The organism is Thauera butanivorans (assembly GCF_048398245.1).
Lineage (GTDB): Bacteria > Pseudomonadota > Gammaproteobacteria > Burkholderiales > Rhodocyclaceae > Thauera > Thauera butanivorans.
Genome location: NZ_CP183038.1, coordinates 170,460 through 195,103, shown reverse-complemented (window position 1 = coordinate 195,103; position 24,644 = coordinate 170,460). Strand labels below are relative to the sequence as shown.

26 protein-coding genes are annotated in these 24,644 nt (G+C 67.9%); 12 read left to right on the top strand and 14 right to left on the bottom strand.

Features of this window, described 5'->3' with window-relative positions; translation table 11 throughout:
* Window positions 1-57: 57 nt before the first annotated feature.
* Entirely contained in the window at window positions 58-750 is a 693-nt protein-coding gene (locus ACNQFN_RS00905) for a pentapeptide repeat-containing protein (protein WP_418647723.1), read from the top strand.
* Between the two features lie 15 nt (window positions 751-765).
* Here ACNQFN_RS00905 and ACNQFN_RS00900 read toward each other — a convergent pair whose 3' ends face one another.
* The 12 genes from ACNQFN_RS00900 to ACNQFN_RS00845 form a co-directional block, all read right to left on the bottom strand.
* Entirely contained in the window at window positions 766-1,371 is a 606-nt protein-coding gene (locus tag ACNQFN_RS00900; protein WP_068636776.1) for a chemotaxis protein CheB, read from the bottom strand.
* A 13-nt stretch (window positions 1,372-1,384) separates the two neighbouring features.
* Window positions 1,385-2,251 carry a CheR family methyltransferase gene (locus ACNQFN_RS00895; protein WP_418647722.1) on the bottom strand — a complete coding sequence of 289 codons (867 nt, stop codon included), beginning with the start codon at window positions 2,249-2,251 and terminating at the stop codon, window positions 1,385-1,387.
* A gap of 297 nt (window positions 2,252-2,548) precedes the next feature.
* The gene (gene lipA, locus ACNQFN_RS00890; protein ID WP_068636735.1) at window positions 2,549-3,496 is read right to left on the bottom strand and encodes a lipoyl synthase; all 948 of its coding nucleotides are present in this window, start codon (window positions 3,494-3,496) and stop codon (window positions 2,549-2,551) included.
* A 59-nt stretch (window positions 3,497-3,555) separates the two neighbouring features.
* Entirely contained in the window at window positions 3,556-4,227 is a 672-nt protein-coding gene (gene lipB, locus ACNQFN_RS00885) for a lipoyl(octanoyl) transferase LipB (protein ID WP_068636734.1), read from the bottom strand.
* Window positions 4,224-4,508, bottom strand: coding sequence for a YbeD family protein (locus ACNQFN_RS00880; protein WP_068636733.1), 285 nt, complete (start codon window positions 4,506-4,508; stop codon window positions 4,224-4,226). Before ACNQFN_RS00880 ends, lipB begins: the two co-directional genes overlap by 4 nt.
* An 11-nt stretch (window positions 4,509-4,519) precedes the next feature.
* On the bottom strand, window positions 4,520-5,647 hold the full coding sequence (locus tag ACNQFN_RS00875; protein ID WP_068636732.1) for a D-alanyl-D-alanine carboxypeptidase family protein: 1,128 nt from the start codon (window positions 5,645-5,647) through the stop codon (window positions 4,520-4,522).
* A gap of 131 nt (window positions 5,648-5,778) precedes the next feature.
* Window positions 5,779-6,969: a septal ring lytic transglycosylase RlpA family protein gene (locus ACNQFN_RS00870; RefSeq protein WP_068636731.1), complete on the bottom strand. Its 1,191-nt coding sequence runs from the start codon at window positions 6,967-6,969 to the stop codon at window positions 5,779-5,781.
* A gap of 17 nt (window positions 6,970-6,986) precedes the next feature.
* Window positions 6,987-8,132, bottom strand: a complete 1,146-nt coding sequence (gene rodA, locus ACNQFN_RS00865) for a rod shape-determining protein RodA (RefSeq protein WP_068636730.1) — start codon at window positions 8,130-8,132, stop codon at window positions 6,987-6,989.
* On the bottom strand, window positions 8,129-10,087 hold the full coding sequence (gene mrdA / locus ACNQFN_RS00860) for a penicillin-binding protein 2 (RefSeq protein ID WP_068636729.1): 1,959 nt from the start codon (window positions 10,085-10,087) through the stop codon (window positions 8,129-8,131). Before mrdA ends, rodA begins: the two co-directional genes overlap by 4 nt.
* Window positions 10,088-10,099: 12 nt before the next feature.
* The gene (gene mreD, locus ACNQFN_RS00855) at window positions 10,100-10,621 is read right to left on the bottom strand and encodes a rod shape-determining protein MreD (RefSeq protein ID WP_418647721.1); all 522 of its coding nucleotides are present in this window, start codon (window positions 10,619-10,621) and stop codon (window positions 10,100-10,102) included.
* 3 nt (window positions 10,622-10,624) lie between these two features.
* Entirely contained in the window at window positions 10,625-11,497 is an 873-nt protein-coding gene (gene mreC, locus ACNQFN_RS00850) for a rod shape-determining protein MreC (RefSeq protein WP_418647720.1), read from the bottom strand.
* Between the two features lie 85 nt (window positions 11,498-11,582).
* Window positions 11,583-12,626: a rod shape-determining protein gene (locus ACNQFN_RS00845; RefSeq protein WP_068636726.1), complete on the bottom strand. Its 1,044-nt coding sequence runs from the start codon at window positions 12,624-12,626 to the stop codon at window positions 11,583-11,585.
* A 173-nt stretch (window positions 12,627-12,799) separates the two neighbouring features.
* Between ACNQFN_RS00845 and gatC the strand changes: the two genes are divergently transcribed.
* The 7 genes from gatC to ACNQFN_RS00810 all read left to right on the top strand — a co-directional run bounded on the left by gatC (window position 12,800) and on the right by ACNQFN_RS00810 (window position 19,698).
* Window positions 12,800-13,087 (top strand): Asp-tRNA(Asn)/Glu-tRNA(Gln) amidotransferase subunit GatC, encoded by a 288-nt coding sequence (gatC, locus tag ACNQFN_RS00840; protein WP_068636725.1) that lies wholly within the window; start codon window positions 12,800-12,802, stop codon window positions 13,085-13,087.
* Between the two features lie 43 nt (window positions 13,088-13,130).
* Window positions 13,131-14,603, top strand: coding sequence for an Asp-tRNA(Asn)/Glu-tRNA(Gln) amidotransferase subunit GatA (gatA, locus tag ACNQFN_RS00835; protein WP_418647719.1), 1,473 nt, complete (start codon window positions 13,131-13,133; stop codon window positions 14,601-14,603).
* A 16-nt stretch (window positions 14,604-14,619) separates the two neighbouring features.
* Complete coding sequence (locus ACNQFN_RS00830; RefSeq protein WP_245650901.1) at window positions 14,620-15,117, top strand: hypothetical protein; 498 nt, start codon at window positions 14,620-14,622, stop codon at window positions 15,115-15,117.
* A 34-nt stretch (window positions 15,118-15,151) separates the two neighbouring features.
* On the top strand, window positions 15,152-16,609 hold the full coding sequence (gene gatB / locus ACNQFN_RS00825; RefSeq protein WP_418647718.1) for an Asp-tRNA(Asn)/Glu-tRNA(Gln) amidotransferase subunit GatB: 1,458 nt from the start codon (window positions 15,152-15,154) through the stop codon (window positions 16,607-16,609).
* Between the two features lie 128 nt (window positions 16,610-16,737).
* A complete protein-coding gene (locus ACNQFN_RS00820; protein ID WP_068636721.1) occupies window positions 16,738-17,595 on the top strand; it encodes a class II glutamine amidotransferase in 858 nt (285 codons plus the stop codon).
* A gap of 41 nt (window positions 17,596-17,636) precedes the next feature.
* Window positions 17,637-18,050 (top strand): HIT family protein, encoded by a 414-nt coding sequence (locus tag ACNQFN_RS00815; RefSeq protein ID WP_418647717.1) that lies wholly within the window; start codon window positions 17,637-17,639, stop codon window positions 18,048-18,050.
* 25 nt (window positions 18,051-18,075) lie between these two features.
* A complete protein-coding gene (locus ACNQFN_RS00810; RefSeq protein WP_418647716.1) occupies window positions 18,076-19,698 on the top strand; it encodes a hypothetical protein in 1,623 nt (540 codons plus the stop codon).
* On the opposite strand, the gene phoR is transcribed toward ACNQFN_RS00810, so the two are convergent.
* Complete coding sequence (gene phoR / locus ACNQFN_RS00805) at window positions 19,695-21,014, bottom strand: phosphate regulon sensor histidine kinase PhoR (protein ID WP_418647715.1); 1,320 nt, start codon at window positions 21,012-21,014, stop codon at window positions 19,695-19,697. The genes ACNQFN_RS00810 and phoR overlap by 4 nt on opposite strands.
* A 22-nt stretch (window positions 21,015-21,036) precedes the next feature.
* A complete protein-coding gene (gene phoB / locus ACNQFN_RS00800) occupies window positions 21,037-21,747 on the bottom strand; it encodes a phosphate regulon transcriptional regulator PhoB (protein ID WP_068636717.1) in 711 nt (236 codons plus the stop codon).
* Window positions 21,748-21,904: 157 nt separating this feature from the next.
* Between phoB and ACNQFN_RS00795 the strand changes: the two genes are divergently transcribed.
* The 4 genes from ACNQFN_RS00795 to ACNQFN_RS00780 all read left to right on the top strand — a co-directional run bounded on the left by ACNQFN_RS00795 (window position 21,905) and on the right by ACNQFN_RS00780 (window position 24,633).
* On the top strand, window positions 21,905-22,327 hold the full coding sequence (locus tag ACNQFN_RS00795) for a gamma-butyrobetaine hydroxylase-like domain-containing protein (RefSeq protein WP_418647714.1): 423 nt from the start codon (window positions 21,905-21,907) through the stop codon (window positions 22,325-22,327).
* Between the two features lie 7 nt (window positions 22,328-22,334).
* Complete coding sequence (gene ubiE, locus ACNQFN_RS00790) at window positions 22,335-23,072, top strand: bifunctional demethylmenaquinone methyltransferase/2-methoxy-6-polyprenyl-1,4-benzoquinol methylase UbiE (RefSeq protein WP_068636716.1); 738 nt, start codon at window positions 22,335-22,337, stop codon at window positions 23,070-23,072.
* A 22-nt stretch (window positions 23,073-23,094) separates the two neighbouring features.
* Complete coding sequence (locus tag ACNQFN_RS00785) at window positions 23,095-23,964, top strand: Tim44 domain-containing protein (protein ID WP_068636715.1); 870 nt, start codon at window positions 23,095-23,097, stop codon at window positions 23,962-23,964.
* A gap of 87 nt (window positions 23,965-24,051) precedes the next feature.
* Window positions 24,052-24,633 (top strand): ubiquinone biosynthesis accessory factor UbiJ, encoded by a 582-nt coding sequence (locus ACNQFN_RS00780; RefSeq protein ID WP_068636714.1) that lies wholly within the window; start codon window positions 24,052-24,054, stop codon window positions 24,631-24,633.
* Window positions 24,634-24,644: the final 11 nt, after the last annotated feature.

Below are 24,644 nucleotides of genomic sequence, written 5' to 3'. Positions count from 1 at the left end.
CAGCCGGCGCCTGCTCACCGACAATCCACTCGCACCATGCTCCCGCGGAACCCTTTGATGAAATTGCTCGCAACAGCCCCACTCCTGCGCCGGCCACACCTCAGCCGGCCGCACCTGCATGCGCCTCTCGCCTGCTTCTTCGCCATCGCCATGCTGGCCCAGTCCTTCGCCGCCCAGGCCCAGCGCACCGGCAGCGTCGGCGGCTGCGACATCCGCCGCGGCACCTTGTGCACCAATGCCAATCTGAACGGCGCCCAGCTCGCCGGCGTCAATCTGGCCAATTCGCAATTCACCCGCTCCGATCTGTCGGGCGCGGACCTCAGCGGCGCAACGCTGAGCGAGGCGAACTTCTCCAGCACCGACGTCACCGGCACCAACTTCAATAGCGCATCGATGGCGCGCATCAACCTGCGCAACGCGCGGGCCGCCAATGCCACGCTGGTCGAGGCCGATCTGCGCAACGCCGTGCTGCAGAACGCCGTGCTGACGGCGGCCGATCTCAGCGGCGCCCGGCTGGCGAACGCCGACCTGACCAACGCCCGGCTCGAAGGCGCGAAGCTGGACAGGGCCGATCTGCAGCGCGCCAACCTGCGCGCCGCCAAGCTCAAGGGCGCCTCGCTCGCCGGCGCCAACCTGCAGGGTGCGATCCTGACCCGCGCGGTGCTGGTCGACGCCGATCTCAGCGGCGCCAATCTCGATCAGGCGATCTTCCTCAATGCCCAGACTGACGGCTGCACCGGCTGCCCCTGAAACCTTCTCCGCCCCTCAGCGCACCGTCTGGCGCAGCTCACCGACGATGCGCGCAGGAATCGCGCGCAGATCCAGCACTTCGCAAGCCGCGCCGATTTCCGCCGCTTCGCGCGGCATGCCATAGACCACGCACGAAGCCTCGTCCTGCGCAATGGTGAAGGCCCCCGCGCGGCGCATCTCGAGCAGGCCGGCAGCGCCATCCTTGCCCATGCCGGTCAGCAGCACGCCGACCGCATTGCGTCCCGCCACCCGGGCAACCGCCTGGAACAGCACATCCACCGAAGGCCGATGGCGGTTGACCGGCGCACTTCCCGAGACTTCTGCCAGGTAATGGCCGCCGCTGCGGATGACCGCAAGATGGGAGTGCCCCGGCGCCACATAGGCATGGCCCGGCAGGATGCGCTCGCCATGCACCGCCTCCTTGACCACCAAGGCGCAGGTCCGGTCGAGGCGCTCGGCAAAGGAACGGGTGAAGCGTTCGGGCATGTGCTGGGCAATGACGATGCCCGGCAACCCGGCCGGCAGCCCGGCCAGCACTTCGCGGATGGCCTCGGTGCCGCCGGTCGACGCACCGATGGCGATCAGTCTGTCGTTGAATGCCAGCGGTTGGCGCAAGGCCATCGCGGCGCCCGCCTCAGGCCGACCGGAGGACAGGTGCATAAGTGGTACGCCCCAGGCTGCGGAACAGATCGGAATGATTCTGCAGGCTTTCGGAATGGCCGCATATCAGCAAGCCCTCGGGGCGCAGCAGCGGACGAAAACGCTCGATGATGCGGCGCTGGGTACTCTTGTCGAAATAAATCATCACGTTGCGGCAGAAAATGGCATCGAACTGGCCACGCAGCCCCCAGTCGGCATCGAGCAGATTGATGTGCCTGAAGTCGATGCGGGCGGACAGTTCGGGGCGCACCTGCAGCATGCCCTGCCCGGCACCGGGTGCCGGCTGGAAGAAGCGTCGCAGGCGATCGGGCGCAAGCTCGCGCACCCGCGCTTCAGCATAGACGCCGCGCCGTGCGCTTTCCAGCACCTGGGTATCCACGTCCGAGGCGACGATCTCGACGCGGGCCGCAGGCAGCGCCTCGGCCAGCGTGATCGCGATCGAGTACGGCTCCTCGCCGGTCGAGGACGCCGCGCACCACACCCGGTAGGCCCCCGCGCCGCCACGGTTGCGGGCGTGCTCGGCGAGTATCGGGAAATGGTGCGGTTCGCGGAAGAAGGAGGTCAGATTGGTCGTCAGCGCATTGATGAAGGCCTGGCGTTCCCGCCCGCGGTCGGCTTCGACCAGATCGAGATACGCCTCGAAGCTCTTCAGCCCTTTCGCCCGCAGGCAGCGCACCAGCCGGCCGTACACCATGTCCTGCTTCATGTCGGTCATCGCAATGCCCGCCAGCCGGTGGATCAGCTTGCGCGCACGTTCGAACTCCCGTTCGGAGAACGAAAACTCCCGTATCGACTGGACCTGGCCAGTCCTGACGCCAGCCTCGCTCGAAAACATCTCCATCCGCCCTCAGCCTGCGCCGCGCGCATGCACGGCAAGGCTCCGATTGTCGACGTTCCGCCGCATGCAGCCTGTGAGTTCTTCCCTGTCCACAGCGTTTTTTCCATGCCAGCGTCGTTCGACGCAGTTTCGCCGGCACCTGAAAATGCCGAACCCCCAGCGGCGGCGATGCCGGACTGGGGGCGGCAGGTCTTGCAGCCGAGTGTGATTACGCCGCCTGGAGCTGCGAATCACGCGCGGAACGCTGGCTTTGCATCGAGCTCGCAGCGAGCGCCGTGCATCGGCTGCTATCGATGGAAATCACACGACCCCTGCACCATGCGCCTGCTGATCCGCCCAATAGCTCGACCGGACCATCGGACCGCAGGCCGCGTTGCGGAAACCCATCTTCAGCGCTTCGGTCTCGAACATCTTGAAGGTGTCCGGGTGCACATAGCGCAGTACCGGCAGGTGGCCGCCGGAGGGCTGCAGGTACTGGCCGATGGTCAGCATGTCGACGTCGTGGGCGCGCATGTCGCGCATGACTTCGAGGATTTCCTCGTCGGTCTCGCCGAGGCCGACCATCAGGCCGGACTTGGTCAGCACGTCCGGGTGGCGGGCCTTGAACTGGCGCAGCAGTTCGAGCGAATAGGCATAGTCGGAACCCGGGCGGGCCTGCTTGTACAGCCGCGGCACGGTCTCGAGGTTGTGGTTCATGACGTCGGGCGGCGCCTGGTCGAAGATGTCGAGGGCAACTTCCATGCGGCCGCGGAAGTCGGGCACCAGCACTTCGATCGTCGTCGCCGGCGAGGCGCTGCGGGTCTCGCGGATGCACTCGACGAAGTGCTGGGCGCCGCCGTCGCGCAGGTCGTCGCGATCGACCGAGGTGATCACGACGTACTTCAGCCGCATCGCGGCGATGGTCTTGGCGAGGTCGCGCGGCTCGTCGGCGTTCAGCGGCTCGGGGCGGCCGTGGCCGACGTCACAGAAGGGACAGCGGCGGGTGCAGATGTCGCCCATGATCATGAAGGTGGCCGTGCCCTTGCCGAAGCATTCGTGGATGTTGGGGCAGGACGCTTCCTCGCACACGGTGTGCAGCTTGTGCTCGCGCAGCGTGGCCTTGATCTCGTTGAAGCGCTCGGCTTCCTGGCCGGCGCCGAGCCGGATGCGGATCCAGTCAGGCTTCTGCAGGCGCTCGGCGGGGACGATCTTGATCGGGATCCGCGCCGTCTTTGCGGCGCCGCGCTGTTTGCGGGCGGGGGTTTCCACCGGGTTTTCCATGTTGTCCGCTCTCTGTGTGGTGTGGCGCTCTTGGTAGATGAGCGCGATTATGGCCCCGCCGGCGCCTCTTGCGCAGCCCGTTCAGGCTGATTGTGCGCATCAGCCCGCGCTTCGATCGGCGGCAGCAGGCGCTGCAGATGGGCCAGCAGGCGCTCGCCGACGGCTTCGACGCCGTCATCCACGCCGAAATCCTTCATGCGGATGGTCTTGAGGCCCTCGTAGCCGCAGGGATTGATCCAGCCGAAGGGCGTCAGGTCGGCATCGACGTTGATCGCCAGGCCGTGATAGCTGCAGCCGTTCTTGACCCGCAGGCCGAGCGCGGCGATCTTGTCGCCGGCGATGTAGACGCCGGGCGCGCCGTCCTTGCGCTCGGCGGCGAGGCCGTACTCGGCCAGGGTGTCGATGATCGCCTGCTCCATCAGATGGACCAGTTCGCGCACCTTCAGGCGCCGCCGCGGCAGGTCGATCAGCAGGTAGGCGACGAGCTGGCCCGGGCCGTGGTAGGTGATCTGGCCACCACGGTCGATCTGCACCAGCGGGATGCCCGCCGGGTTGCACAGCAGGTGCTCGGCCTTGCCGGCCTGTCCCAGGGTATAGACCGGCGGATGCTGCAGCAGCCAGATCTCGTCCGGCGTGCCGTCCGTGCGCCCGGCGGTGAACACGCGCATCGCTTCCAGCGCCGGCGCGTAGTCCACCAGGCCGAGGCGCTTGACGATCACAGCACCACCTTGACCAGCGGGTGCGAAGTCAGCTCGCGGTACAGCGCATCGACCTGCTGCTGCGAGGTGGCGCGGAAGGTACAGGTCACCGCCAGGTAGTTGCCCTTGCTCGACGGCCGCATCTCGGCGCCGGCGGGCTCGAAGTCCGGCGCGTGGCGCAGCACCACTTCGATCACTGCCTGGGCGAAGCCGTCCACCCGCGCGCCCATGGCCTTGATCGGAAAGTCGCAGGGGTATTCGATCAGGGTCTGGCGCGGCTGCGCACCGCTGTGTTCGCTCATGGCGTATTCGCTCAGAGGTTCTTGAAGAACAGCACGATCGCGTCCCACAGGCGGCCGAAGAAGCCGGCCACCGGCACGTCCTTGAGCGCGACCACCGGATATTCGCCCAGCGACTTGCCGTCGACGCTCAGCTTCAGCGTGCCAACCGGCTGGCCCTTCTCCAGCGGCGCGATCAGCGGCTGGCGGCTCTCCAGCGACACGGCGACGTTCTGCGCCACCTCCTTGGGCAGCGACATGACGAAATCGCGGGTGAAGCCGACCGCCACCTCGTTGTCCTCGCCCTTCCAGACGCGGAACTGCGACAGCGCCTCGTCTGCCGAGTAGAGCTTGACCGTGTCGTAGAACTGGAAGCCGAAGTTCAGCAGCTTCAGCGACTCCTGCGCCCGCACGGTGTCGGAAGCGGCGCCGAGCACGACCGAGATCAGGCGGCGGCTTCCGCGCTGCGCGGTCGACACCAGGCAGTAGCCGGCGGTGCTGGTGTGGCCGGTCTTCATGCCGTCGACGGTGGCGTCCATGTACAGCAGGCGGTTGCGGTTGGGCTGCTTGATGCCGTTGTAGGTGAACTCCTTCAGCGAGTACAGGTTGTAGAACTCGGGGAAGTCGCGCACGATCGCGCTCGCCAGGATGGCCAGGTCGCGCGCGGTGGTGTAGAGCTGCGGATCGGGCAGGCCGGTGGAGTTGGTGAAGTTGGTGTTGGTCATGCCCAGGCGCTGGGCTTCGCGGTTCATCAGCGCGGCGAAGGCTTCCTCGCTGCCGGCGATCGCCTCGGACAGCGCCACGCAGGCGTCGTTGCCCGACTGCACGATCACGCCGCGGATCAGCTCATCGACGGTCACCGGCTTGTTCGGCTCGATGAACATGCGCGAACCTTCCATGCGCCAGGCCTTGGTCGACACCGGCACCACCTGGTCCGGCGTCAGCGTGCCTGCCCTCAGTGCGCTGAAAGTCAGGTAGGCCGTCATCAGCTTGGTCAGCGAAGCCGGCTCGATGCGGGTGTCGGCATCCTTGTCGACGAGCACCTGCCCGGTGGCATGGTCGACCAGCACCCAGGTATTGGCGGCCAGCGCCGGCGGCGGCACGGACTGCGCCAGCGCGGCAAAGGAAAACAGTGAAATCAGGACGGCAAGGACGAAACGCATGAGGGAACCCGGAAAGAAGAGGGAAAAAGCTGGCGGGAACGCCGGATTATAAGTGCCACCCCGGCTGCGGACCAAAAGCGAAAGGCCTTGTTTCAACCCGCTGCGGCAGCGCAGCAGCCGGCAGCGGCCGTTCAGCGCACGATCACGAATGGCTTGAGCTTGAGCGCCGCCCCCATTCTCTCGGCCGCCGCCCGCGCCGCATCGACCGTGTCGTAGGGACCGGCATGCAGGCGGAAACGCTCGCCGTCGGCGAACAGTTCGAGGCGCTCCGCATGTTCACCGACTTCATCCGCAACCGAAGCCTTGAAGCCTTCGGCGTTCGCGCGCGAAGTGAAGGCGCCGAGCTGCAGGAAGATGCCGGCACTGGCCGAGGCGATGTGCGGCACCAGGCCGTCGCCAACTTCCGTCGCAGCGACTGCAGCAGTCTCGACCGCTGCAGCGCCGGCTGCCGCAGCCACCACACGCGCGGCGGCGCTCTGCCCGGTGGCAGCGGCCGCAGTGCCTGCCTCCACGCGCGGCGGCGCCAGCGGGGGCAGGGTGCGCGGCGCAGCGTCCACCACTTCGGCCGGAGCCGTCGTCGGCGCCGCTGCGGCTTCGATGGCCTGGGCCTGGCGGCCGCGTACCGGCGGCACCGGCCTCGCCGCCGCAAGCAGCGGCAGTTCGTCCGGCAGGATCTGCTCGACTTCGACTTCCGCGCTGCCGGCGTTGATGTAGCCCAGCTTGTGGGCCGCGGTGTAGGACAGGTCGATGATGCGGCCCTTGTGGAAGGGGCCGCGGTCGTTGATCCGCACCACCACCGAACGCCCGCTGGCCACATGCGTGACGCGCACGTAGCTCGGGATCGGCAGCGTCGGGTGCGCGGCGGTCATCGCATACATGTCGTAGGGTTCGCCGCTGGACGTGGGCTTGCCGTGGAAGCGGCGGCCATACCAGCTCGCTCGTCCGCGTTCGCGGTGAGGCCGCAGCTCGGTGGCGGGCACGTAGCCCTTGCCGAAGACGTTGTAGGGCCGGTTGGCGAAGCGGTGCAGCGGCTCGAGGCGGGGCTCGGCGTCGGGAATGGCATCGAGGTTGTCGGGCGGCACCTCGTCCGGGCCGTCGTCCTTGTAATAGCCGCCGCCGCGGCCGGCGGGCTTCGCCGCACTCGCCGCAGGCGGTTCGGCCGCGGCGCTGCCTTCACCGCGCTTCGGCGCGGAACCGCAGGCCGACAGCAGCACGGCGGCAAATGCCAGCACGGCCACGCCAGCCAGCCCGCGGCAGCGCGGTCGCCGCATGGCCGGGGTGTGGACGCTGCGAGCATCGGCCCGGGCAGAATCGGATTTCATCGGCGCTCCTCGGTCGTTCAAGCCTTGCGCGCCGTCAGCCGGCTGCGCTGGATGCTCATCAGGATACCCACGCCCAGACACAGCGTGACGAGCGCGGTTCCCCCGTAGCTGATGAAGGGCAGCGGCACCCCTACGACAGGCAGGATGCCGCTGACCATGCCCATGTTCACGAAGGCATAGGTGAAGAAGATCATCGTGATCGCGCCGGCGAGCAGGCGCGAGGCATGCGTGGGCGCGAAGGCCGCGATGACGAAGCCGCGCACGATCAGCAGCAGGTAGGTCGCCAGCAGCACGACGGCGCCGATCAGGCCGAACTCCTCGGCCAGCACGGCGAAGATGAAGTCGGTATGGCGCTCGGGCAGGAAGGCGAGATGGGTCTGGGTACCTTCCATCCAGCCCTTGCCCGACACGCCCCCCGAACCGATGGCGATGGTGGACTGGATGATGTGGAAGCCCTTGCCGAGCGGATCGCGCGTCGGGTCGAGCAGGGTGCACACGCGCTGCTTCTGGTACTCGCGCAGCACCTGCCAATCGACTTCGGGCTGGCACAGCGTGTCGCCGAAGGCGACGATGGAACCCAGGCCGATGACCAGCGCGACGACCAGCGGCACGATCAGCTTCCACGACAGGCCGGCGAAATAGATCACGTACAGGCCGGAAGCGGCGACCAGCAGGCTGGTGCCGAGATCGGGCTGGATCAGGATCAGACCGACCGGCACCACCAGCAGCGCACCGGCGACGAGGAAATCGACGAAGCGGGTCTGGCCTTCGCGCTGGTGGAAATACCAGGCCAGCATCAGCGGCATCGAGATCTTCATGATCTCGGACGGCTGGATGCGGGTGATGCCGATGTCGAGCCAGCGCCGCGCGCCTTTCGAAATCTCGCCGAACAGATCGACCCCGATCAGCAGCACCACCCCGAGCGCATACAGCGGCAGCGCGAGCCGCAGCAGATGCACGGGCGTCAGCCAGGCCATCGCCCACATCGCCGCCAGCGCGATGGCGAAATGCAGTGCCTGGTTGTCCAGGCGCTCGGGCGAGGCGCTCTGCATCAGCACCCAGGCATAGCCGAGCAGCACCGCCAGCAGCAGCAGCAGGATCGGGTCGATCGGCCGAAGGAAGGCACGCACGAGCGCGAGCGGGTTGAAACGCCAGTTGCTCATCGCAGGCTCCCTGCCGGCGCTTCGGCCGCTGCGGCATCGGCCGGGGCCGCTTCGGCCTGCTCGCCGCCTTCGAGTTCGCCGGCGACGGCATCCTCTGCCGCCGGTTCGCCCGCTTGCTGGTGCAGCAGGTAATAGTCCATCACCTGGCGCGCGATCGGCGCCGCCGACTGCGCGCCGAAGCCGCCGTTCTCGACCAGCACCGCGAGCGCGATGCGCGGCGCCTCGGCCGGCGCATAGGCGACGAACCAGGAATGATCGCGCAGGCGCTCGCGCACCCGCCCCTCGACGTAGCGCTGGCCGCGCAGCGAGAACACCTGCGCGGTGCCGGTCTTGCCACCCGAGGAGTATTCCGCCCCCTGGAAGGCACGCTTGCCGGTGCCGCTGACATTCACGCCGACCATGCCGTCGCGCACCGCCTTGATGTTGCCCGCCTTGAGCGGAATCTCGCGCAGCGGCTCGGGCTCGACCGCACGCCGCTGCCCGGTGCGCGAATCGACGACGTAGCGCACGATGTGCGGCCGGTACAGCTTGCCGTCGTTGACCAGCGCTGCCAGCGCATTGGCCAGTTGCAGCGGCGTGAAGGCATTGTAGCCCTGGCCGATGCCGACCGAGATCGTCTCGCCGGCGAACCACTGCTGCTGTTCGGTGCGGCGGAAGCGCTGGCGCTTCCATTCCGGCGAGGGCAGCACGCCGCTGGCCTCGCCCGGCAGGTCGATGCCGGTGCGCGAACCGAAGCCGAACGGCGCCATGAACCTGGCGATGTTGTCGATGCCGAGCTCATGGGCGAGCTGGTAATAGTAGGTGTTGCACGACACCACGATGGACTTGTGCAGGTCGACCATGCCGTGGCCGCCGATCTTGTCGTCCATGAAACGGTGGTTGCCGAGGGTGAAATAACCGAAGTCGGCGATCGCCTGCCCCGGCGTGCGCTTGCCCGTCTCCAGCCCGGCCAGCGCCATGAAGGGCTTGAACGTGGAGCCCGGCGGGTAGGCCGAATAGATCGCACGGTTCAGCAGCGGATGGTCTGGCGACTCGTTGAGCGCCTTCCAGTCCTGGGTGGAGATGCCATCGACGAACAGGTTGGGATCGAAGCTCGGCGTCGATACCAGCGCCAGCACGCCGCCGGTGGCCGGCTCGATCGCCACCAGTGCGCCGCGGCGCTCGCCGAAGGCTTTTTCGGCCACGCGCTGCAGCTCGATGTCCAGCGTCAGCTCGAGGTCGTTGCCCGGCGTCGGCGGCATGCTCGACAGCGCGCGCACCGCCCGCCCGCCGGCATTGACTTCGACCTGCTCGATGCCGGTGGTGCCGTGCAGCTCGGATTCGTAGAACTGCTCCAGCCCGGCCTTGCCGATGTGCTGGGTGCCGCGGTAGTTGGCGGTTTCGCCCGCTTCCTCGATGCGCTCGACGTCGCGCTGGTTGATGCGGCCGATGTAGCCGACGACGTGCGCCCCCACCGTGCCCTGCGGATAGTCGCGCAGCAGCCGCGCCTTCACGTCGACGCCCGGCAGGCGGTAGCGCTGCGACACTACGCGGGCGACTTCCTCGTCGCTGAGACGGCTGCGCACCGGCACGCTCTCGAAGCTGCGGCTTTCCTCCAGCAGCTTCATGAAGCGCCGGCGCTCGCGCGGCTCGATCGCCACCAGGGTGGCGAGTTCGTCCAGCGTGCCCTGGATGTCCTTGACCTGCGACGGCGTGATCTCCAGCGTGTAGGTGGCGTAGTTGCGCGCCAGCACGACGCCGTTGCGGTCGACGATGGTGCCGCGATGCGGCACTTTCGGCAGCAGCGCGATGCGGTTGTCCTCGGCCCGCGTCAGGTAGTAGTCGTGGCGCACCACCTGCAGGTAGTGGAAGCGCGCCGCCAGCAGCCCCAGGCAGACGCAGACGAACAGCAGCGCCACCACCACCCGCAGGCGGAAGCGGGCGAGTTCCCGGGCGGTGGAACGAATCTCCGTCATCCGCCGCAAGCCTCAGATCGGCCGGTTGTCGTCGCGGTCGACCGGCTGGTACTGCGGCAGCAGCAGCAGCATCGACAGCGGCGCCCACAGCGCAGTGCTGCTCAGGCTGGAGAGGAAGTACGACCAGCCCGGAAACTCGGCACCGGCCAGCAGGCGCACCGCCAGCATCAGCGCCTGGGTCAGCAGGAACAGCGGCAGGAAATGCAGCGCCTGCTGCCACAGCGGGAACCACATCACGCGCCGCGCCGCACCGTTGGCCAGATAGGCCAGCACCACGTAGGCCAGCGCATGCTGGCCCATCGCCGCACCCTGGCCGACGTCCACCAGCAGGCCGAGCACGAAGCCCGCGCCCATGCCGATGCGCTGCGGCTCGCGCACGCACCAGATCGCCAGCACCAGCGCCACCCAGCCAGGAATGCCGGGCATCCGCCCGGTCGGGATGTATTCGAGCCCCAGCGCGACGATCAGGCTGAGATAGACGAACCACAGCTTGACCGGCAGCAGGATGCGGCTGGAACGGTTGGTCGGCTGCATCGTTCAGCGCTCCTGGTCCGGTGCCGGCGGAGGCGGCGGGTAGGCGGTGCGGCCGATCACCAGCACCTGCACGCTGGTGTCGATGTCCGCCAGCGGCTCGCAATCGATGCGGGCGAAGGCGTCGGAGCTGCGGTCGACCATGGTCACGTCCGCCACCGGCAGGCCGGGCACGAAGATGCCGTCGAGGCCGGAAGTGACGAGCCGGTCGCCTTCGCGGATGTCGGCGTCGGCCAGCACGAAGCGCATTTCCAGGCGGCCGCGGCCGGTGCCGAACAGCACGCCGCGCACGCCGTTGCGCAGCACGCTGACCGGGATCGACTGGTTGCGGTCGGTGAGCAGGGTGACTTCGGACTGCACCGGGTGCACGCGCGTGACCTGGCCGACCACGCCTTTGGCGTCGATCACCGCCAGCCCGGCTTCGACACCCTGCTGCGCGCCGCGGTCGAGGATGACCTTGCGGGCGAAGGGGTCGGGCGCGTTGTAGAGGATGTCGGCGGCGACGCTCTTGACGTCGATGCGCTGCGACATGCCGAGCAGTTCGCGCAGCTGGGCGTTTTCCTTTTCGAGCAGCTCGAAGCGCAGCAGGCGCTCGCCGGTCGTCAGGTGGTCACGGCGCAGCTCGGCGTTCTCGAGCTGGACTTCGACCAGGGTGGCAAAATAGCGCGAGGCGTTGCGCACGAAGTCGGCCGGCTTGGCGGCGGCCATCTGCAGCGGATAAGTCACCACCGACAAGGCATTGCGCACGACCTCCAGGTAGCGGAAACGCAGGTCCGCCACCAGCAGCAGCAGGCAGATGGCGACGAACACCGACAGGCGCGTGACCGGCGTCAGTCCGCGCTTGAAGATCGGAGGGGTCTTGTGGCCGACGAGAGACATCCGGGAAACCAGGAGCCACCGGATCGAGAACGATGGCGTGGACGATGACGAACGCAGGCCCCGGCGGCAAGGCCGGGGCAGCGGCTCACTCGGAGGTGAAGATCGCCGCGAGCTTGTCCATCTTGTCGAGCGCCATGCCGCAGCCACGCGCAACGCAGGTCAGCGGCTCTTCGGCGACGACCACCGGCAGGCCGGTCTCCTCCATCAGCAGGCGGTCGAGGTCGCGCACCAGCGCGCCGCCGCCGGTCATCATCAGGCCGCGCTCGGCGATGTCGGCGCCGAGTTCGGGCGGCGTCTGCTCCAGACCGATCTTGACCGCGGAGACGATCTGGTTGAGCGGCTCGGCCAGCGCTTCGAGGATCTCGTTGGACGAGACCGTGAAGCTGCGCGGAATGCCTTCGGCCAGGTTGCGGCCCTTGACTTCCATTTCGCGCACTTCGGAGCCGGGGAAGGCCGAGCCGATTTCCTTCTTGATCTTCTCGGCGGTGGTCTCGCCGATCAGCATGCCGTAGTTGCGGCGGATGTAATTGACGATGGCCTCGTCGAACTTGTCGCCGCCGACGCGGATGCTGCCCGAATAGACGATGCCGCCGAGCGAGATCACGCCGACTTCGGTGGTGCCGCCGCCGATGTCCACCACCATCGAGCCGGTCGCATCCGACACTGGCAGGCCGGCACCGATCGCCGCGGCCATCGGCTCCTCGATCAGGAACACCTGCGAGGCGCCGGCCGCCAGCGCCGCATCGCGAATCGCGCGGCGCTCGACCTGGGTGGAGCCGCAGGGCACGCAGATGATGATGCGCGGCGAAGGCGACAGCAGGCGCGAATCATGCACCTTCTTGATGAACTGCTTGATCATCTGCTCGGTGACGACGAAGTCGGCGATCACGCCGTCCTTCATCGGCCGGATGGCGGTGATGTTGCCGGGCGTCTTGCCCAGCATCTGCTTGGCGGTGTGGCCGACGGCCTGGATCGAGCGCTTGGCGTTGGGACCGCCTTCGGTACGGATCGCCACCACCGAGGGTTCGTCGAGCACGATGCCCTTGCCGCGCACGTAGATCAGTGTATTGGCGGTGCCGAGGTCGATCGCGAGATCGTTGGAGAAATAGGAGCGCAGGAAACCGAACATGGGGCCTTCCGAAACCGGTGGAATGGTTGAGTCGCGTGGCGCACCGGACGAAGGCATGATGCACCGCAACGCGAGTGCCCCGCCCGCTACCGCCCGATGGCGCAGCCCCGGCGGGGCAAAGACGATTATGATAACCTACAAACCTTTGTGGATTCAGCAGGTTTTGTTACCTCATGTCGCTTTCAAATGAACAAGTCGGGCACCTCGCCCGCCTCGCGCGCATCGCCCTTTCCGATGCCGAAATCGACGCCACCCGCGACAAGCTGAACGGCATCTTCGGCCTCATCGAGCAGATGCAGGCGGTCGACACCGCCGGCGTCGAACCCATGAGCCATCCGCAGGAGCTCGCCACCCGCCTGCGCGAGGACCTCGTCACCGAACAGGACAGGCGCGCCGCCTTCCAGCAGGTCGCGCCACAGACCGAGGCCGGGCTGTACCTGGTACCGAAAGTCATCGAATGATCCGCGGCGCGGCTCCCGCGCCTTCACCTGGCTTGCCGAACACATGATCCACGCTTCCCTTCCGGAACTGCGCCGCGCGCTCGACGCCCGGCAGATTTCCAGCGTCGAGCTCGCAACCCTGTTCCTCGACCGCATCGACGCGCTCGACCCGCAGCTCAACGCCTTCATCACCGTCGACCGCGAAGGCGCGCTGGCCGCGGCCCGCGCCGCCGACGCGCGCATCGCCGCCGGCCAGGCCGGCGCGCTGACCGGCATCCCGCTCGCGCACAAGGACGTGTTCTGCACCGAAGGCGTGCTGACCACCTGCGGCTCGAAGATGCTGTCGAACTTCGTCAGCCCCTACGACGCCCACGTCGTCGGCCTGCTGAAGGCGGCCGGCGCGGTCGGCCTGGGCAAGGCCAACATGGACGAGTTCGCGATGGGTTCGTCCAACGAAAGCTCCTTCTACGGCGCGGTGAAGAACCCGTGGGACCTCAGCCGCGTGCCGGGCGGCTCGTCCGGCGGCTCGGCCGCGGCGGTGGCCGCGCGCCTGGCGCCGATCGCCACCGGCACCGACACCGGCGGCTCGGTGCGCCAGCCGGCGGCCTTCTGCGGCATCACCGGCATCAAGCCGACCTACGGCGTGGTCAGCCGCTACGGCATGATCGCCTACGCCTCCTCGCTCGACCAGGGCGGCGCCTTCGGCGCCAGCGCCGAGGACTGCGCGCTGCTGCTGTCGGCGATGACCGGCTTCGACCCGCGCGACTCGACCAGCCTGGAGCGTCCGGCCGAGGACTACGCCGCCGCGCTCGCCGCGCCGGCTGCGGCACGGCCGCTCGAAGGCCTGCGCATCGGCCTGCCGCGCGAATTCTTCGCCGAAGGCATGGCCCAGGACGTACGCGCCGCGGTCGAGGCCGCGATCGAGCAGTACCGCGCGCTCGGCGCCACCACGGTCGAAGTGTCGCTGCCCAACGCCAAGCTGGCGATTCCCGCCTATTACGTGATCGCGCCGGCCGAGTGCTCCAGCAACCTGTCGCGCTTCGACGGCGTGCGCTACGGCCACCGCGCGGCGGAATATGGCGACCTCGCCGACATGTACGGCAAGACCCGCGCCGAAGGCTTCGGCGCCGAAGTCAAGCGCCGCATCCTGGTCGGCACCTACGTGCTGTCGCACGGCTATTACGACGCCTACTACCTGCAGGCGCAGCGCCTGCGCCGGCTGATCGCGCGGGACTTCCAGGCCGCGCTGCAGCACTGCGACCTCATCGCCGGCCCGACCACGCCGACCACCGCCTGGGCGCTGGGCCAGATGGCGGACGACCCGGTGCAGATGTACCTGTCGGACATCTTCACCCTCGCGGTCAACCTCGCCGGCCTGCCCGGCCTGTCGCAGCCCTGCGGCTTCGGCGGCGACGGCCTGCCGGTGGGCCTGCAACTGATCGGCGACTACTTCAGCGAAGCCCGCCTGCTGAACGCCGCCCACCGCTTCCAGCAGGCGACCGACTGGCATACGCGCAGGCCGGCGATCGCGGCTTGAGCCGATGATGCCTTTCGTGCCCCCGATCCCGCCGCGCCGGCGGCTGCGTGCCGGTCTGGCCGCAGCCGCGGCCGGCCTGCTCGCTTCCTGTGCCACGCCGCCGTGGCAGGCACCGGGGCCGGCCGAAAGCGAAACACGGCCGAGCGAACGCCCCGGCCGCCTGAAGCCGATGCCGGTGCGCCCGCTCGACGTCCAGGCCGACTGCCGCTTCCGCGACGAGACCGGCTACACCGCGACCGCGGTGCTCGACATCAGCCACGCCGACGTCAAGCGCTTCAGCGCCACGGTGGACATCCCCCGCCGCGGCAATTGCCGCTTCGACGGCCCCTTCACCCAGACGCGCCGCATGCCGAGCGTGGAGCTGCGCGCCAAGGACGGCTGCACGGTCAACATCTGGGAGCAGGGCAACCAGGTGACGGTGGGCTTTTCCGATTGCGCGCGGCGCTGCAGCCGCGGCACCTTCGACTACGTATGGCCGATCATCGTCGATCGGACCAGCGGCCAGTGCCATTGAGCCTGCGCCGCGAACCGCAACAAGAGAAACGACCATGAGCAGAACGGATTGGGAAGTCGTGATCGGGCTGGAGGTCCACGCCCAGCTCAACACCGCCAGCAAGATCTTTTCCGGTGCCAGCACCGCCTTCGGCGCCGAACCCAACGTGCAGGCCAGCGCGGTGGACATCGCGCTGCCGGGCGTGCTGCCGGTGCTGAACCGCGGCGCGGTCGAGCGCGCGATCCGCTTCGGCCTGGCGATCGGCGCCCACGTCGCGGAAAAGAGCGTGTTCGCGCGCAAGAACTACTTCTACCCCGACCTGCCGAAGGGCTACCAGATCAGCCAGATGGACCTGCCGGTGGTGCAGGGCGGCGCGATCACGATCCGCGTCGGCGAAGCCGAGCAGGCCTACGAGAAGACCGTGCGCCTGACCCGCGCCCACCTGGAGGAAGACGCCGGCAAGAGCCTGCACGAGGACTTCCACGGCATGACCGGCATCGACCTGAACCGCGCCGGCACGCCGCTGCTCGAAATCGTCTCCGAGCCCGACATGCGCTCCTCGGCCGAAGCCGTGGCCTACGCCCGCTCGCTGCATGCGCTGGTGCGCTGGATCGACATCTGCGACGGCAACATGCAGGAAGGCTCCTTCCGCTGCGACGCCAACGTGTCGGTGCGCAGGAAGGGCGCGACCGAATTCGGCACCCGCCGCGAGATCAAGAACCTGAACTCCTTCCGCTTCCTGCAGCAGGCGATCGACTTCGAGGTGCAGTGGCAGATCGACACCCTCGAGGACGGCGGCCGCGTGCAGCAGGCCACCGTGCTGTTCGACCCCGACAGCGGCGAGACGCGCATGATGCGCAGCAAGGAAGACGCCCACGACTACCGCTACTTCCCCGACCCCGACCTGCTGCCGCTGGTGGTCTCGCCTGACTGGAAGGCGCGCGTGCAGGCCGGGATGCCCGAACTGCCGGGCGCGATGAAGGCCCGCTTCATGGACGAGTGGGGCCTGTCCGCCTACGACGCCACCACGCTGACGGCCTCCAAGGAAGTCGCCGATTTCTACCAGGCGACGGTGACGGCCGCCGGCACGGCGCTGGCGAAACCCTGCGCCAACTGGATCATGGGCGACCTCGCCGCGCGCCTGAACAAGGCCGAGCTCGACATCGCCGCCTCGCCGGTGTCGGCCGCCCAGCTTGCCGGCCTGGTGACACGCATCGCCGACAACACCATCTCCAACGCCATCGGCAAGAAGGTGTTCGAGGCGCTGTGGAACGGCGAGGGCGCCAGCGCCGACGAGGTCATCGACAAGCAGGGCCTGAAGCAGGTCACCGACAGCGGCGCGATCGAAGCGATGATCGACGAGGTGCTGGCTGCCAACCAGAAGTCGGTGGACGAGTTCCGCGCCGGCAAGGAAAAGGCCTTCAACGCGCTGGTCGGCCAGGTCATGAAGGCCAGCAAGGGCAAGGCCAGCCCGGCGCAGGTCAACGAGTTGCTGAAGAAGAAGCTCGGCTGAAGCACGAGCCCGGCGCCTGAAGACGGGAAGCGGCGGCAGGCCGCTCCCCGCGCGACGGCCCGTGCGACCACCGGCCGCCCCCGCTTCGCTATACTGCCGTTTCCAGTACCGACATCGCGGAGACCCCGATGTGCCAGTTGCTCGGCATGAACTGCAATGTGCCGACCGATATCTGTTTCTCCTTCGCCGGCTTCCGCGCCCGCGGCGGCCTCACCGACCACCACCGGGACGGCTGGGGCATCGCGTTCTTCGAAGGCGCCGGGGTGCGCGTGTTCCTCGACCCCAGCCCGAGCGCGGATTCGCCGGTCGCCGAACTGGTCAAGCACTACCCGATCCATTCGCTCAACGTCATCGCCCACATCCGCAAGGCGACGCAGGGCGTCGTCGGGCTCGAGAACACCCATCCCTTCCAGCGCGAGCTGTGGGGGCGCTACTGGATTTTCGCCCACAACGGCAACCTGAAAGGCTTCGCCCCCAGGCTGTCCGGCCGCTTCCAGCCGGTCGGCAACACCGACTCCGAACTCGCTTTCTGCTGCATCCTCGACCGCCTGGCCCAGCGTTTTCCGCAAGGCACGCAGGACACTGCCGAACTGCATGCCGCCCTGCGCGAGCTGGCGCTCGAAGTCGGCAGCCTCGGCGAATTCAACTTCCTGCTGTCGGACGGCAAGCGCCTGTTCGCGCACTGTTCGTCGCGGCTGTGCTACATCGTCCGCAAGGCGCCCTTCCCGGTGGCCCATCTGGCCGACGAGGACGTCACCGTCGACTTCAACCAGGTCACGACGCCGTCCGACCGGGTTGCGGTGATCGCCACCACGCCGCTGACCGACAACGAGGCCTGGACGCAGATCCCGCCCGGCAACCTGTTCGCCTTCCATGACGGCGAACGGGTCGACATGGCCGAAACCCGCACGGTGGCGCAGGACTATCCGCGGCGCGATGCCGATTGTGAGCAACAATTCCTCGCCCCGGCCACGCGGAGCCGCTAGAGTTCCGCGGTTTCCCGCCATTCAAGCCGTCGAGGATCGCCATGGATTGTCCGCTGTGCCCCGCATCCGCCGAGCAGATCATCTGGGAGGACGGGCGCTGCCGCGTCATTCGCGTCGATGACGACGCCCACCCCGGCTTCTGCCGCGTGATCTGGAACGAGCACGTCACCGAGATGAGCGACCTGCTGCCGGCAGACCGGCGCCACCTGCTCGACGTCGTGCTGGCCACCGAAACCGCGCTGCGCACCCTGCTGCACCCGGACAAGATCAACCTCGCCAGCTTCGGCAACATGGTGCCGCACCTGCACTGGCACGTGATTCCGCGCTATCGCGACGACCGCCACTTCCCGGAATCGGTCTGGGGGCCGGCGCAGCGCCAGGGCGCCGTCCATGCCGCTGCCGACCCGGTCGCGCTGGCGCGCGCCATCGACAGCGCCCTCGCCGCCCAGGCCTGATCCACCTTTCCCCACGCCTCCCGCCATGGACTTCTCCAATCCGGCCGTCTGCCTCGACCTGCTGCAGAAGCTGCACCCGACGGACATCCCGCGCACGCATGCCTTGCTGACCGACATGATCGAGACCCTGCTGCATGCGGCGCCGGCGCCCAACCAGCACCTCGAAGTGCTCGAAGCCGCGCGCGAGATCGTCGCCTGCAGCCAGGACGACATCGCGCGCCGCTACGCCAGCCTGCCGCTGCCGCCCGACAGCGAGGAAAACGCCTCGCTGCAGCGGGTGCTCGGACTGTGGCGCAACCTGTCCCGCTCCTATGCGCAGATCGCCCGGCTCGATGCGGCGGCCGGCACGCTGCACGACCAGCGCGCACTGCTGGCCCAGCGCCGCACCTACTACGCCGGCATGACCCTGTTCGAATATTTCCGCGCGCGGCGCGAGGTGCCGCCGGGCTGCTGGGCGGAAATCCATGCCAGCCATGCGGATGCGAGCCAGGCGGGCATCCACCGCATCCGCGTCCCCGATCCGCTCAACGAGGTATGGCACGCGCAGAGCGTGCTGGAGGCCTACGTCGCCATCCTGCTGACCGACCTCGCCAACCCGTACGGCCGCAGCGAACGCGAACTGAACTGGGTCATCCGCTGGGCGCAGCGCTTCGCGCCCTACTGCGATCTCGCCGCAGCCGATGAAAACACCAAGCCTACCGACTATGGCGTGGATATCCATGGCGACGTCGGCTTGCGCCCGCTGGGCCTGGTCCCGCAAGCGCCGGCACGGCTGCGCTTCGACGGCAGCACGCTCGCCAACCAGATCCAGGCCGTGCTTGCGCAGTTCAAGCGGGGCGCAAAGCCGGCTTCGCTGGGGCTGGGCGAGGACTGCCCCACCGACGCCAGCGTCCGTCTGCTGCTGTCGCTGTACCGGCCCTGGGGGCGCGGCACGGCCGGCCGCCGCTTCCCGCGCCGGCGTGCCGACGGCATGCTGCAATTGAGTGCCGACTGGCTGACCATCGGTTTCGCCATCGAAGGCGTGGTGTTCCGCCAGCCGCGCACCGACAGCCCGCTGCACCGCCTGCGCGAGGACATCTCCCTGCTGGCCTTCGGCGGACAGGTACCGAAGGTCGATACGCCCGAGCATGAACAGGCGCGCCACCAGCGCGACGCCGAGCGCCTCGGGCTGGATTACGAGCAGTGGACGATCCTGGACCAGTCCGTCGCCGGCTTCCGGGTCCAGCGCCGCACGGCCGGGGAGCGCATCGCCCACCACCAGCTCGTCGGCATCCGCCCGCCGGACAGCGCGCATTTCCTGCTCGGCGACCTGAGCTGGCTGATGTACCGCGAAGACGGCACGCTCGAAGCCGGCATCGAAGTGCTGCCCGGCATGCCCCGCATGGTTTCGGTACGCCAGGCAATCCTCGGGAGCGGACGTGCGCCGTGGCAGCAGGGTTTCCTGCTGCCCGAGGCGAGCGCGCTCAAGATCCCTGCCTGCATCGTGCTGCCATCGCAGTGGTATGCCGCCGGACAGCGGGTGGAAATCCACCACGAAGGCACGGCGCGCCAGGTCTGCCTGCAGCGCCTGATCCGGCGCGGCACGAACTACGATCTGTGCGCTTTCGAGGCGGAGCTGGCGGTCACGCCCGACAGGGTGCCCGGCTAGCTTTCGTCGCCGATCCTGGCCGGCGGGAAACGCATCGAAAAACGGCTGCCCTTGCCAGGCTCGCTGTCGACGCGGAGCACGGCCTGGTGGCGGTTCAGGATGTGCTTGACGATGGCCAGGCCGAGGCCGGTGCCGCCAGTCTCCCGCGAGCGGCCGCGATCCACGCGGTAGAAACGCTCGGTCAGGCGCGGAATGTGCTCGGGATCGATGCCGATGCCGTCGTCCCTGACCCAGTATTCACCGCCCTCGGCATCGACGCGCCAGCCCAGTTCGACATGCCCGCCCGCGGGGGTATAGCGAACCGCATTGCTGGCAAGATTGGAGAACGCGCTGTGCAGTTCCCTGGCGCTTCCCCTGAGCCCGCCGCCGCCTTCGAGCACCAGCGTGACGGTATGGCGGCCGGCCGACAGCGATTCGGCCTCGCGCCGCACGGTCTGCATCAGCGCAGGCACATCCACCCCCTCCTCCAGCGGCGCCGGCGCCCCCGTCTCGAGTGCCGACAGCGCCAGCAGGTCTTCGATCAGATGCCGCATGCGGCTCGACTGCTCGTGCGCCAGCGACAGGAAATGCAGCACCTCGTCGCGGCTGAAGTCGTCGAGGCCGTCGATCAGGGTCTCGAGGAAACCGCCGACGACGGTCAACGGCGTGCGCATCTCGTGCGACACGTTGGCGACGAAGTCCCGGCGCATGTTTTCCAGGCGCTGCAACTTGGAGATGTCACGCGACAGCACCATGCGCCGGTTGCCGGCGAAACGGATGATCTGCACCTGCAGCGCCCTTTCCCTGCGCCCCGGCGAATGCATGATCAGCGGCTCGGCATGGCGGTCGGCCTGCAGATAGGCGACGAAGTCGGGCTGGCGGACCAGGTTGGTGACCGGCACCCGCAGGTCGCGGCGGCGATCGAGGCCGAAATGCTGCTCGGCCATCACGTTGAGCCATTCGATGCTGCCGTCCTCGGCCAGGTAGAGCAGGCCGTCCGGCATCGCCTGCGCCGCCTGCTGGAAACGGCCCAGCTCCTCCGACAGCTTGTCGCGCACCTCGAGTTCGCGCCGGAAGCGGTCCTCCAGTTCGTCGAACACGCTGCCCCACAGGCCTTCGACCTGCGGCGGCATGCTGCCGACAGGCTGGCGCACCCATTCCACCAGCATGCGTACATGGCGCACGAGCAGGATGGCGATGGCCAGCAAGCCCAGCACCACCAGGGCAAGCGCGGCGTCGCTGCCGCGGTAGTGGCCGGCCAGCAACGCCAGTGCCAGCACGGCGGCCACCGGCACGCCGATGCCGACGGTGATGTAGCGAAGAGGGCGATGGATCACGCTGATTCCACGTCGGCGTCGATCACCGCGCGGCCGGCACCTGCGGCGTCTGGGTCGAGAAGCGATAGCCGCTGCCGCGAACGGTCTGGACCAGCGCATCGAAGCCATCCGGTTCGAGCACCGAGCGCAGACGGCGGATATGCACGTCCACCGTCCGTTCCTCGACGAAGACGTGGTCGCCCCACACCTGGTCGAGCAGTTGTGCGCGCGAATGCACCCGCTCCGGGTGCGTCATCAGGAAGTGCAACAGGCGGAACTCGGTCGGTCCCAGGGTCAGCACCTTGCCTTCCGCAGTCACGCGGTGGGTGCCCGGATCGAGCCGCAGCCCGCCCAGTTCGACGGCGTCCTCGGTGGTCTGCGGCGCCCGCCGGCGCAGCACGGCCTTGATTCGCGCGACCAGCTCGCGCGGGCTGAAAGGCTTGGTGATGTAGTCGTCGGCGCCGGTCTCCAGCCCGGTGACCTTGTCCTGCTCCTCGCCGCGGGCGGTGAGCATGATGATCGGGATCGCGCGCGTGCGCTCGTCGGCACGCAAGCGGCGGGCGAACTCGATGCCCGAGGCCCCCGGCAGCATCCAGTCGAGCAGGATCAGGTCGGGCAGCGCTTCGCGCACGATGCGCTGGGCCGATTCGGCATCGGCGGCACGGACCACGTGATGGCCGGCGCGATTGAGGTTGGCGGCGATCAGTTCCTGGATCGCCGGTTCGTCTTCCACGAGCAAGATGTTCGCTGGCATGCTGTCGATTCCCTGCTATTGACGGGCACAGTCTATTGCAGCTGTTTGACGTTTTGATGACACGTCATCGGCCTGCAATACCGCGCGCGGCCGCGGCACAGGGCCGGACGATGACGATTCGGGTATGATTGTGGCCCCCGAATGCGAGGCTTTGGCCATGGCCGGACTGGATCGGAACACCCCGCTTCCCACCGAAATCACGCTGCACAGCCAGTCGAAACGGCTCGAGATCGCCTTCGACGACGGCAGCCGTTTCACCTTGCCCTTCGAATTCCTGCGCGTCCATTCGCCCTCGGCCGAAGTCCGCGGACACGGTCCGGGGCAGGAGACCCTGCAGCAGGGCAAGCGCGACGTCGACGTGGTCGACCTGCAGCCGGTGGGCAACTACGCGATCCGCCCGGTGTTCTCCGACGGCCACGACAGCGGCCTGTACTCCTGGGACTATCTCTACACGATCGGCCAGCAGCAGGACGCATTGTGGCAGACCTACCTCGACCGCCTTGCCCGGGCCGGCGGCAGCCGCGATCCCGCCAAGGTGCCGCCACCGGCGCCGAAGAGTGGTTGCGGACATCATCACTGAGACGATCATGAGCGACAAGACGACGCACTTCGGCTTCCAGACGGTGGCCGAGGAAGCCAAGGAAAAGAAGGTGGCCGAGGTATTCTCCTCGGTCGCGCAGAAGTACGACGTGATGAACGACCTGATGTCGTTCGGCCTCCATCGCCTGTGGAAGCATTTCACCATCCAGGTTTCCGGCGTGCGCGAAGGCGATCGCGTGCTCGACGTCGCCGGCGGCACGGCCGACCTGTCGCTGGCCTTCGCGCGCAAGGTCGGCGCCAAGGGGCAGGTGTGGCTGACGGACATCAACCACGCCATGCTGTCGCGCGGCCGCGACCGCATGATCGACCATGGCTACGCCATGCCGAGCGCACAGTGCAATGCCGAGAAGCTGCCCTTCCCGGACGACTGGTTCGACTGCGTGACCGTCGCCTTCGGCCTGCGCAACATGACTCACAAGGACGCCGCGCTGGCCGAGATGCGCCGTGTGCTGCGCCCCGGCGGCCGCCTGCTGGTGCTCGAGTTCTCGCGCGTATGGAAGCCGCTGTCGCCGATCTACGATCTATACTCGTTCAAACTGCTGCCCTGGATGGGCAAGCAGGTGGCAAACGACGCCGAAAGCTACCGCTACCTGGCGGAATCCATCCGCATGCATCCCGGACAGGAAGAATTGAAGGGCATGATGGAACAAGCCGGCCTTTCGCGTGTCGATTACTTCAACCTCAGTGCAGGGGTGGTTGCCCTGCATCGCGGCTACAAGCTTTGAAAACCCAGGAGACCCACCAACGATGAAGAATCTGATCCTCACCCTGATCGTCGCCATCTTTTCATTCGGCTTCATCGGCGCCCCCGAAGCCGAAGCCAAGCGCCTTGGCGGCGGCAGCAGCTTCGGCATGAAGCGCAATGCGACGCCCCAGCAAGCCCCCCGCCAACCCGCCGCAACCCAGAACACCCCGCCCGCCGGCGCGGCCGCTGCCGGTCAGAAGCGCTCCTGGATGGGCCCCATCGCCGGCCTCGCCGCCGGGCTGGGGCTGGCCGCGCTGTTCTCCCACCTCGGCCTCGGCGAGGAAATGGCCTCGTTCATGATGATCCTGCTGCTCGCAGCCGCAGCCTTCTTCATCTTCCGCCTGCTGTTCCGCCGCAACGCCAACAACCAGCAAAGCCAGAACCTGCAATACGCGGGGGCAGGCACTGGTGCGGGCGCGAACGCACGGCCGCTGAACCCGATGCCGCCGATGTCGTCCGCGCCGCAAGCCGCGGCCGCATCGGGCCTCGACAAGGCGCTTGCCGAAGGCTTCGATGTGCAGGGCTTCGCCCGCCAGGCCAAACTGAACTTCATCCGCCTGCAGGCCGCCAACGATGCCGGCAACCTGGACGATCTGCGTGAATTCACCACGCCGGAAGTCTTCGCCGAAATCTGCATGCAGCTCAACGAGCGCGGCGCCGCTGCCCAGCGCACCGATGTCGTCGAACTGAACGCCGACGTCGTCGATGTCGAGCAGGACAGCGAGCGCTACGTCGTCAGCGTCCGCTTCAACGGTCTGCTGCGTGAAGCGGAAGGCGCCGCACCGGAGGCCTTCGACGAAATCTGGCACCTGACCAAGCCGATCAAGGGCCAGGGCGGCTGGCTCATCGCCGGCATCCAGCAGGTCGACTGAACATCGGGGCATGGACGGGGAGGCTCAGGCCTCCCCGTTTTGCTTTCGGCTCATATTTTTCCGCCCACTTCTCCACGCCCGGCCACCATGCTGTCCAGCGCTTTCCTGTCCGCCACCAACCATTTGCTGTCGCAATCCGGCTGGGCGCGCACGCGCCTGCTTCCACATGCCGGCCGCACGGCCCGGCTCGCCGTCACGCCGCTGCTGGAGCTCGATTTCTCGGTGTCCGCCGAAGGCTATCTGGCTGCATGGTCCGGCGAGAACGAGCCTGAGGTATTGCTGGTACTTGCCGCATCCGACCTGCCGAAGCTGCTGGTCGATGGCCTGGAAACGGCGATGCGCCACGTGCGCATCGAAGGCAATGCCGAACTCGCCGATGCCCTGGGCTTCGTCTTCCGCCACCTCCGCTGGGATGCGGAAGAAGACCTCTCCCGGCTGTTCGGCGACATTGCCGCCCACCGTCTGGTCGAAGGCGGCAAGCAACTGGTCGGCGAAAGCCGCCGCTCTCTCGAGCGCGCAGGTGGCAACGTCGCCGAGTACCTGACCGAAGAGGCCTCACTGCTCGTGCCGCACGGCGCACTTCCTCCGCTGGCGCAGGACATCGTCGCCTTGCGCGACGCCATCGGGCGACTCGACAAGCGCATTTCACGGCTAGAGCAAGGCCGCTGAATCACGGGAAA

Excerpts from the sequence above, each read along its gene's own strand:
- ACNQFN_RS00795 (WP_418647714.1), top strand. The coding sequence starts at position 21,905 with ATGGCCGGACTGGATCGGAACACCCCGCTTCCCACCGAAATCACGCTG.
- ACNQFN_RS00845 (WP_068636726.1), bottom strand. The coding sequence starts at position 12,626 with ATGTTCGGTTTCCTGCGCTCCTATTTCTCCAACGATCTCGCGATCGAC.
- ACNQFN_RS00785 (WP_068636715.1), top strand. The coding sequence starts at position 23,095 with ATGAAGAATCTGATCCTCACCCTGATCGTCGCCATCTTTTCATTCGGC.
- rodA (WP_068636730.1), bottom strand. The coding sequence starts at position 8,132 with ATGAGCAACTGGCGTTTCAACCCGCTCGCGCTCGTGCGTGCCTTCCTT.
- ACNQFN_RS00895 (WP_418647722.1), bottom strand. The coding sequence starts at position 2,251 with ATGGAGATGTTTTCGAGCGAGGCTGGCGTCAGGACTGGCCAGGTCCAG.
- ubiE (WP_068636716.1), top strand. The coding sequence starts at position 22,335 with ATGAGCGACAAGACGACGCACTTCGGCTTCCAGACGGTGGCCGAGGAA.
- ACNQFN_RS00820 (WP_068636721.1), top strand. The coding sequence starts at position 16,738 with ATGTGCCAGTTGCTCGGCATGAACTGCAATGTGCCGACCGATATCTGT.
- ACNQFN_RS00870 (WP_068636731.1), bottom strand. The coding sequence starts at position 6,969 with ATGAAATCCGATTCTGCCCGGGCCGATGCTCGCAGCGTCCACACCCCG.
- ACNQFN_RS00875 (WP_068636732.1), bottom strand. The coding sequence starts at position 5,647 with ATGCGTTTCGTCCTTGCCGTCCTGATTTCACTGTTTTCCTTTGCCGCG.
- gatA (WP_418647719.1), top strand. The coding sequence starts at position 13,131 with ATGATCCACGCTTCCCTTCCGGAACTGCGCCGCGCGCTCGACGCCCGG.
- ACNQFN_RS00900 (WP_068636776.1), bottom strand. The coding sequence starts at position 1,371 with ATGGCCTTGCGCCAACCGCTGGCATTCAACGACAGACTGATCGCCATC.
- gatB (WP_418647718.1), top strand. The coding sequence starts at position 15,152 with ATGAGCAGAACGGATTGGGAAGTCGTGATCGGGCTGGAGGTCCACGCC.
- mreD (WP_418647721.1), bottom strand. The coding sequence starts at position 10,621 with ATGCAGCCGACCAACCGTTCCAGCCGCATCCTGCTGCCGGTCAAGCTG.
- ACNQFN_RS00780 (WP_068636714.1), top strand. The coding sequence starts at position 24,052 with ATGCTGTCCAGCGCTTTCCTGTCCGCCACCAACCATTTGCTGTCGCAA.
- gatC (WP_068636725.1), top strand. The coding sequence starts at position 12,800 with ATGTCGCTTTCAAATGAACAAGTCGGGCACCTCGCCCGCCTCGCGCGC.
- mrdA (WP_068636729.1), bottom strand. The coding sequence starts at position 10,087 with ATGACGGAGATTCGTTCCACCGCCCGGGAACTCGCCCGCTTCCGCCTG.
- ACNQFN_RS00815 (WP_418647717.1), top strand. The coding sequence starts at position 17,637 with ATGGATTGTCCGCTGTGCCCCGCATCCGCCGAGCAGATCATCTGGGAG.
- phoB (WP_068636717.1), bottom strand. The coding sequence starts at position 21,747 with ATGCCAGCGAACATCTTGCTCGTGGAAGACGAACCGGCGATCCAGGAA.
- mreC (WP_418647720.1), bottom strand. The coding sequence starts at position 11,497 with ATGTCTCTCGTCGGCCACAAGACCCCTCCGATCTTCAAGCGCGGACTG.
- ACNQFN_RS00810 (WP_418647716.1), top strand. The coding sequence starts at position 18,076 with ATGGACTTCTCCAATCCGGCCGTCTGCCTCGACCTGCTGCAGAAGCTG.
- ACNQFN_RS00880 (WP_068636733.1), bottom strand. The coding sequence starts at position 4,508 with ATGAGCGAACACAGCGGTGCGCAGCCGCGCCAGACCCTGATCGAATAC.
- ACNQFN_RS00905 (WP_418647723.1), top strand. The coding sequence starts at position 58 with ATGAAATTGCTCGCAACAGCCCCACTCCTGCGCCGGCCACACCTCAGC.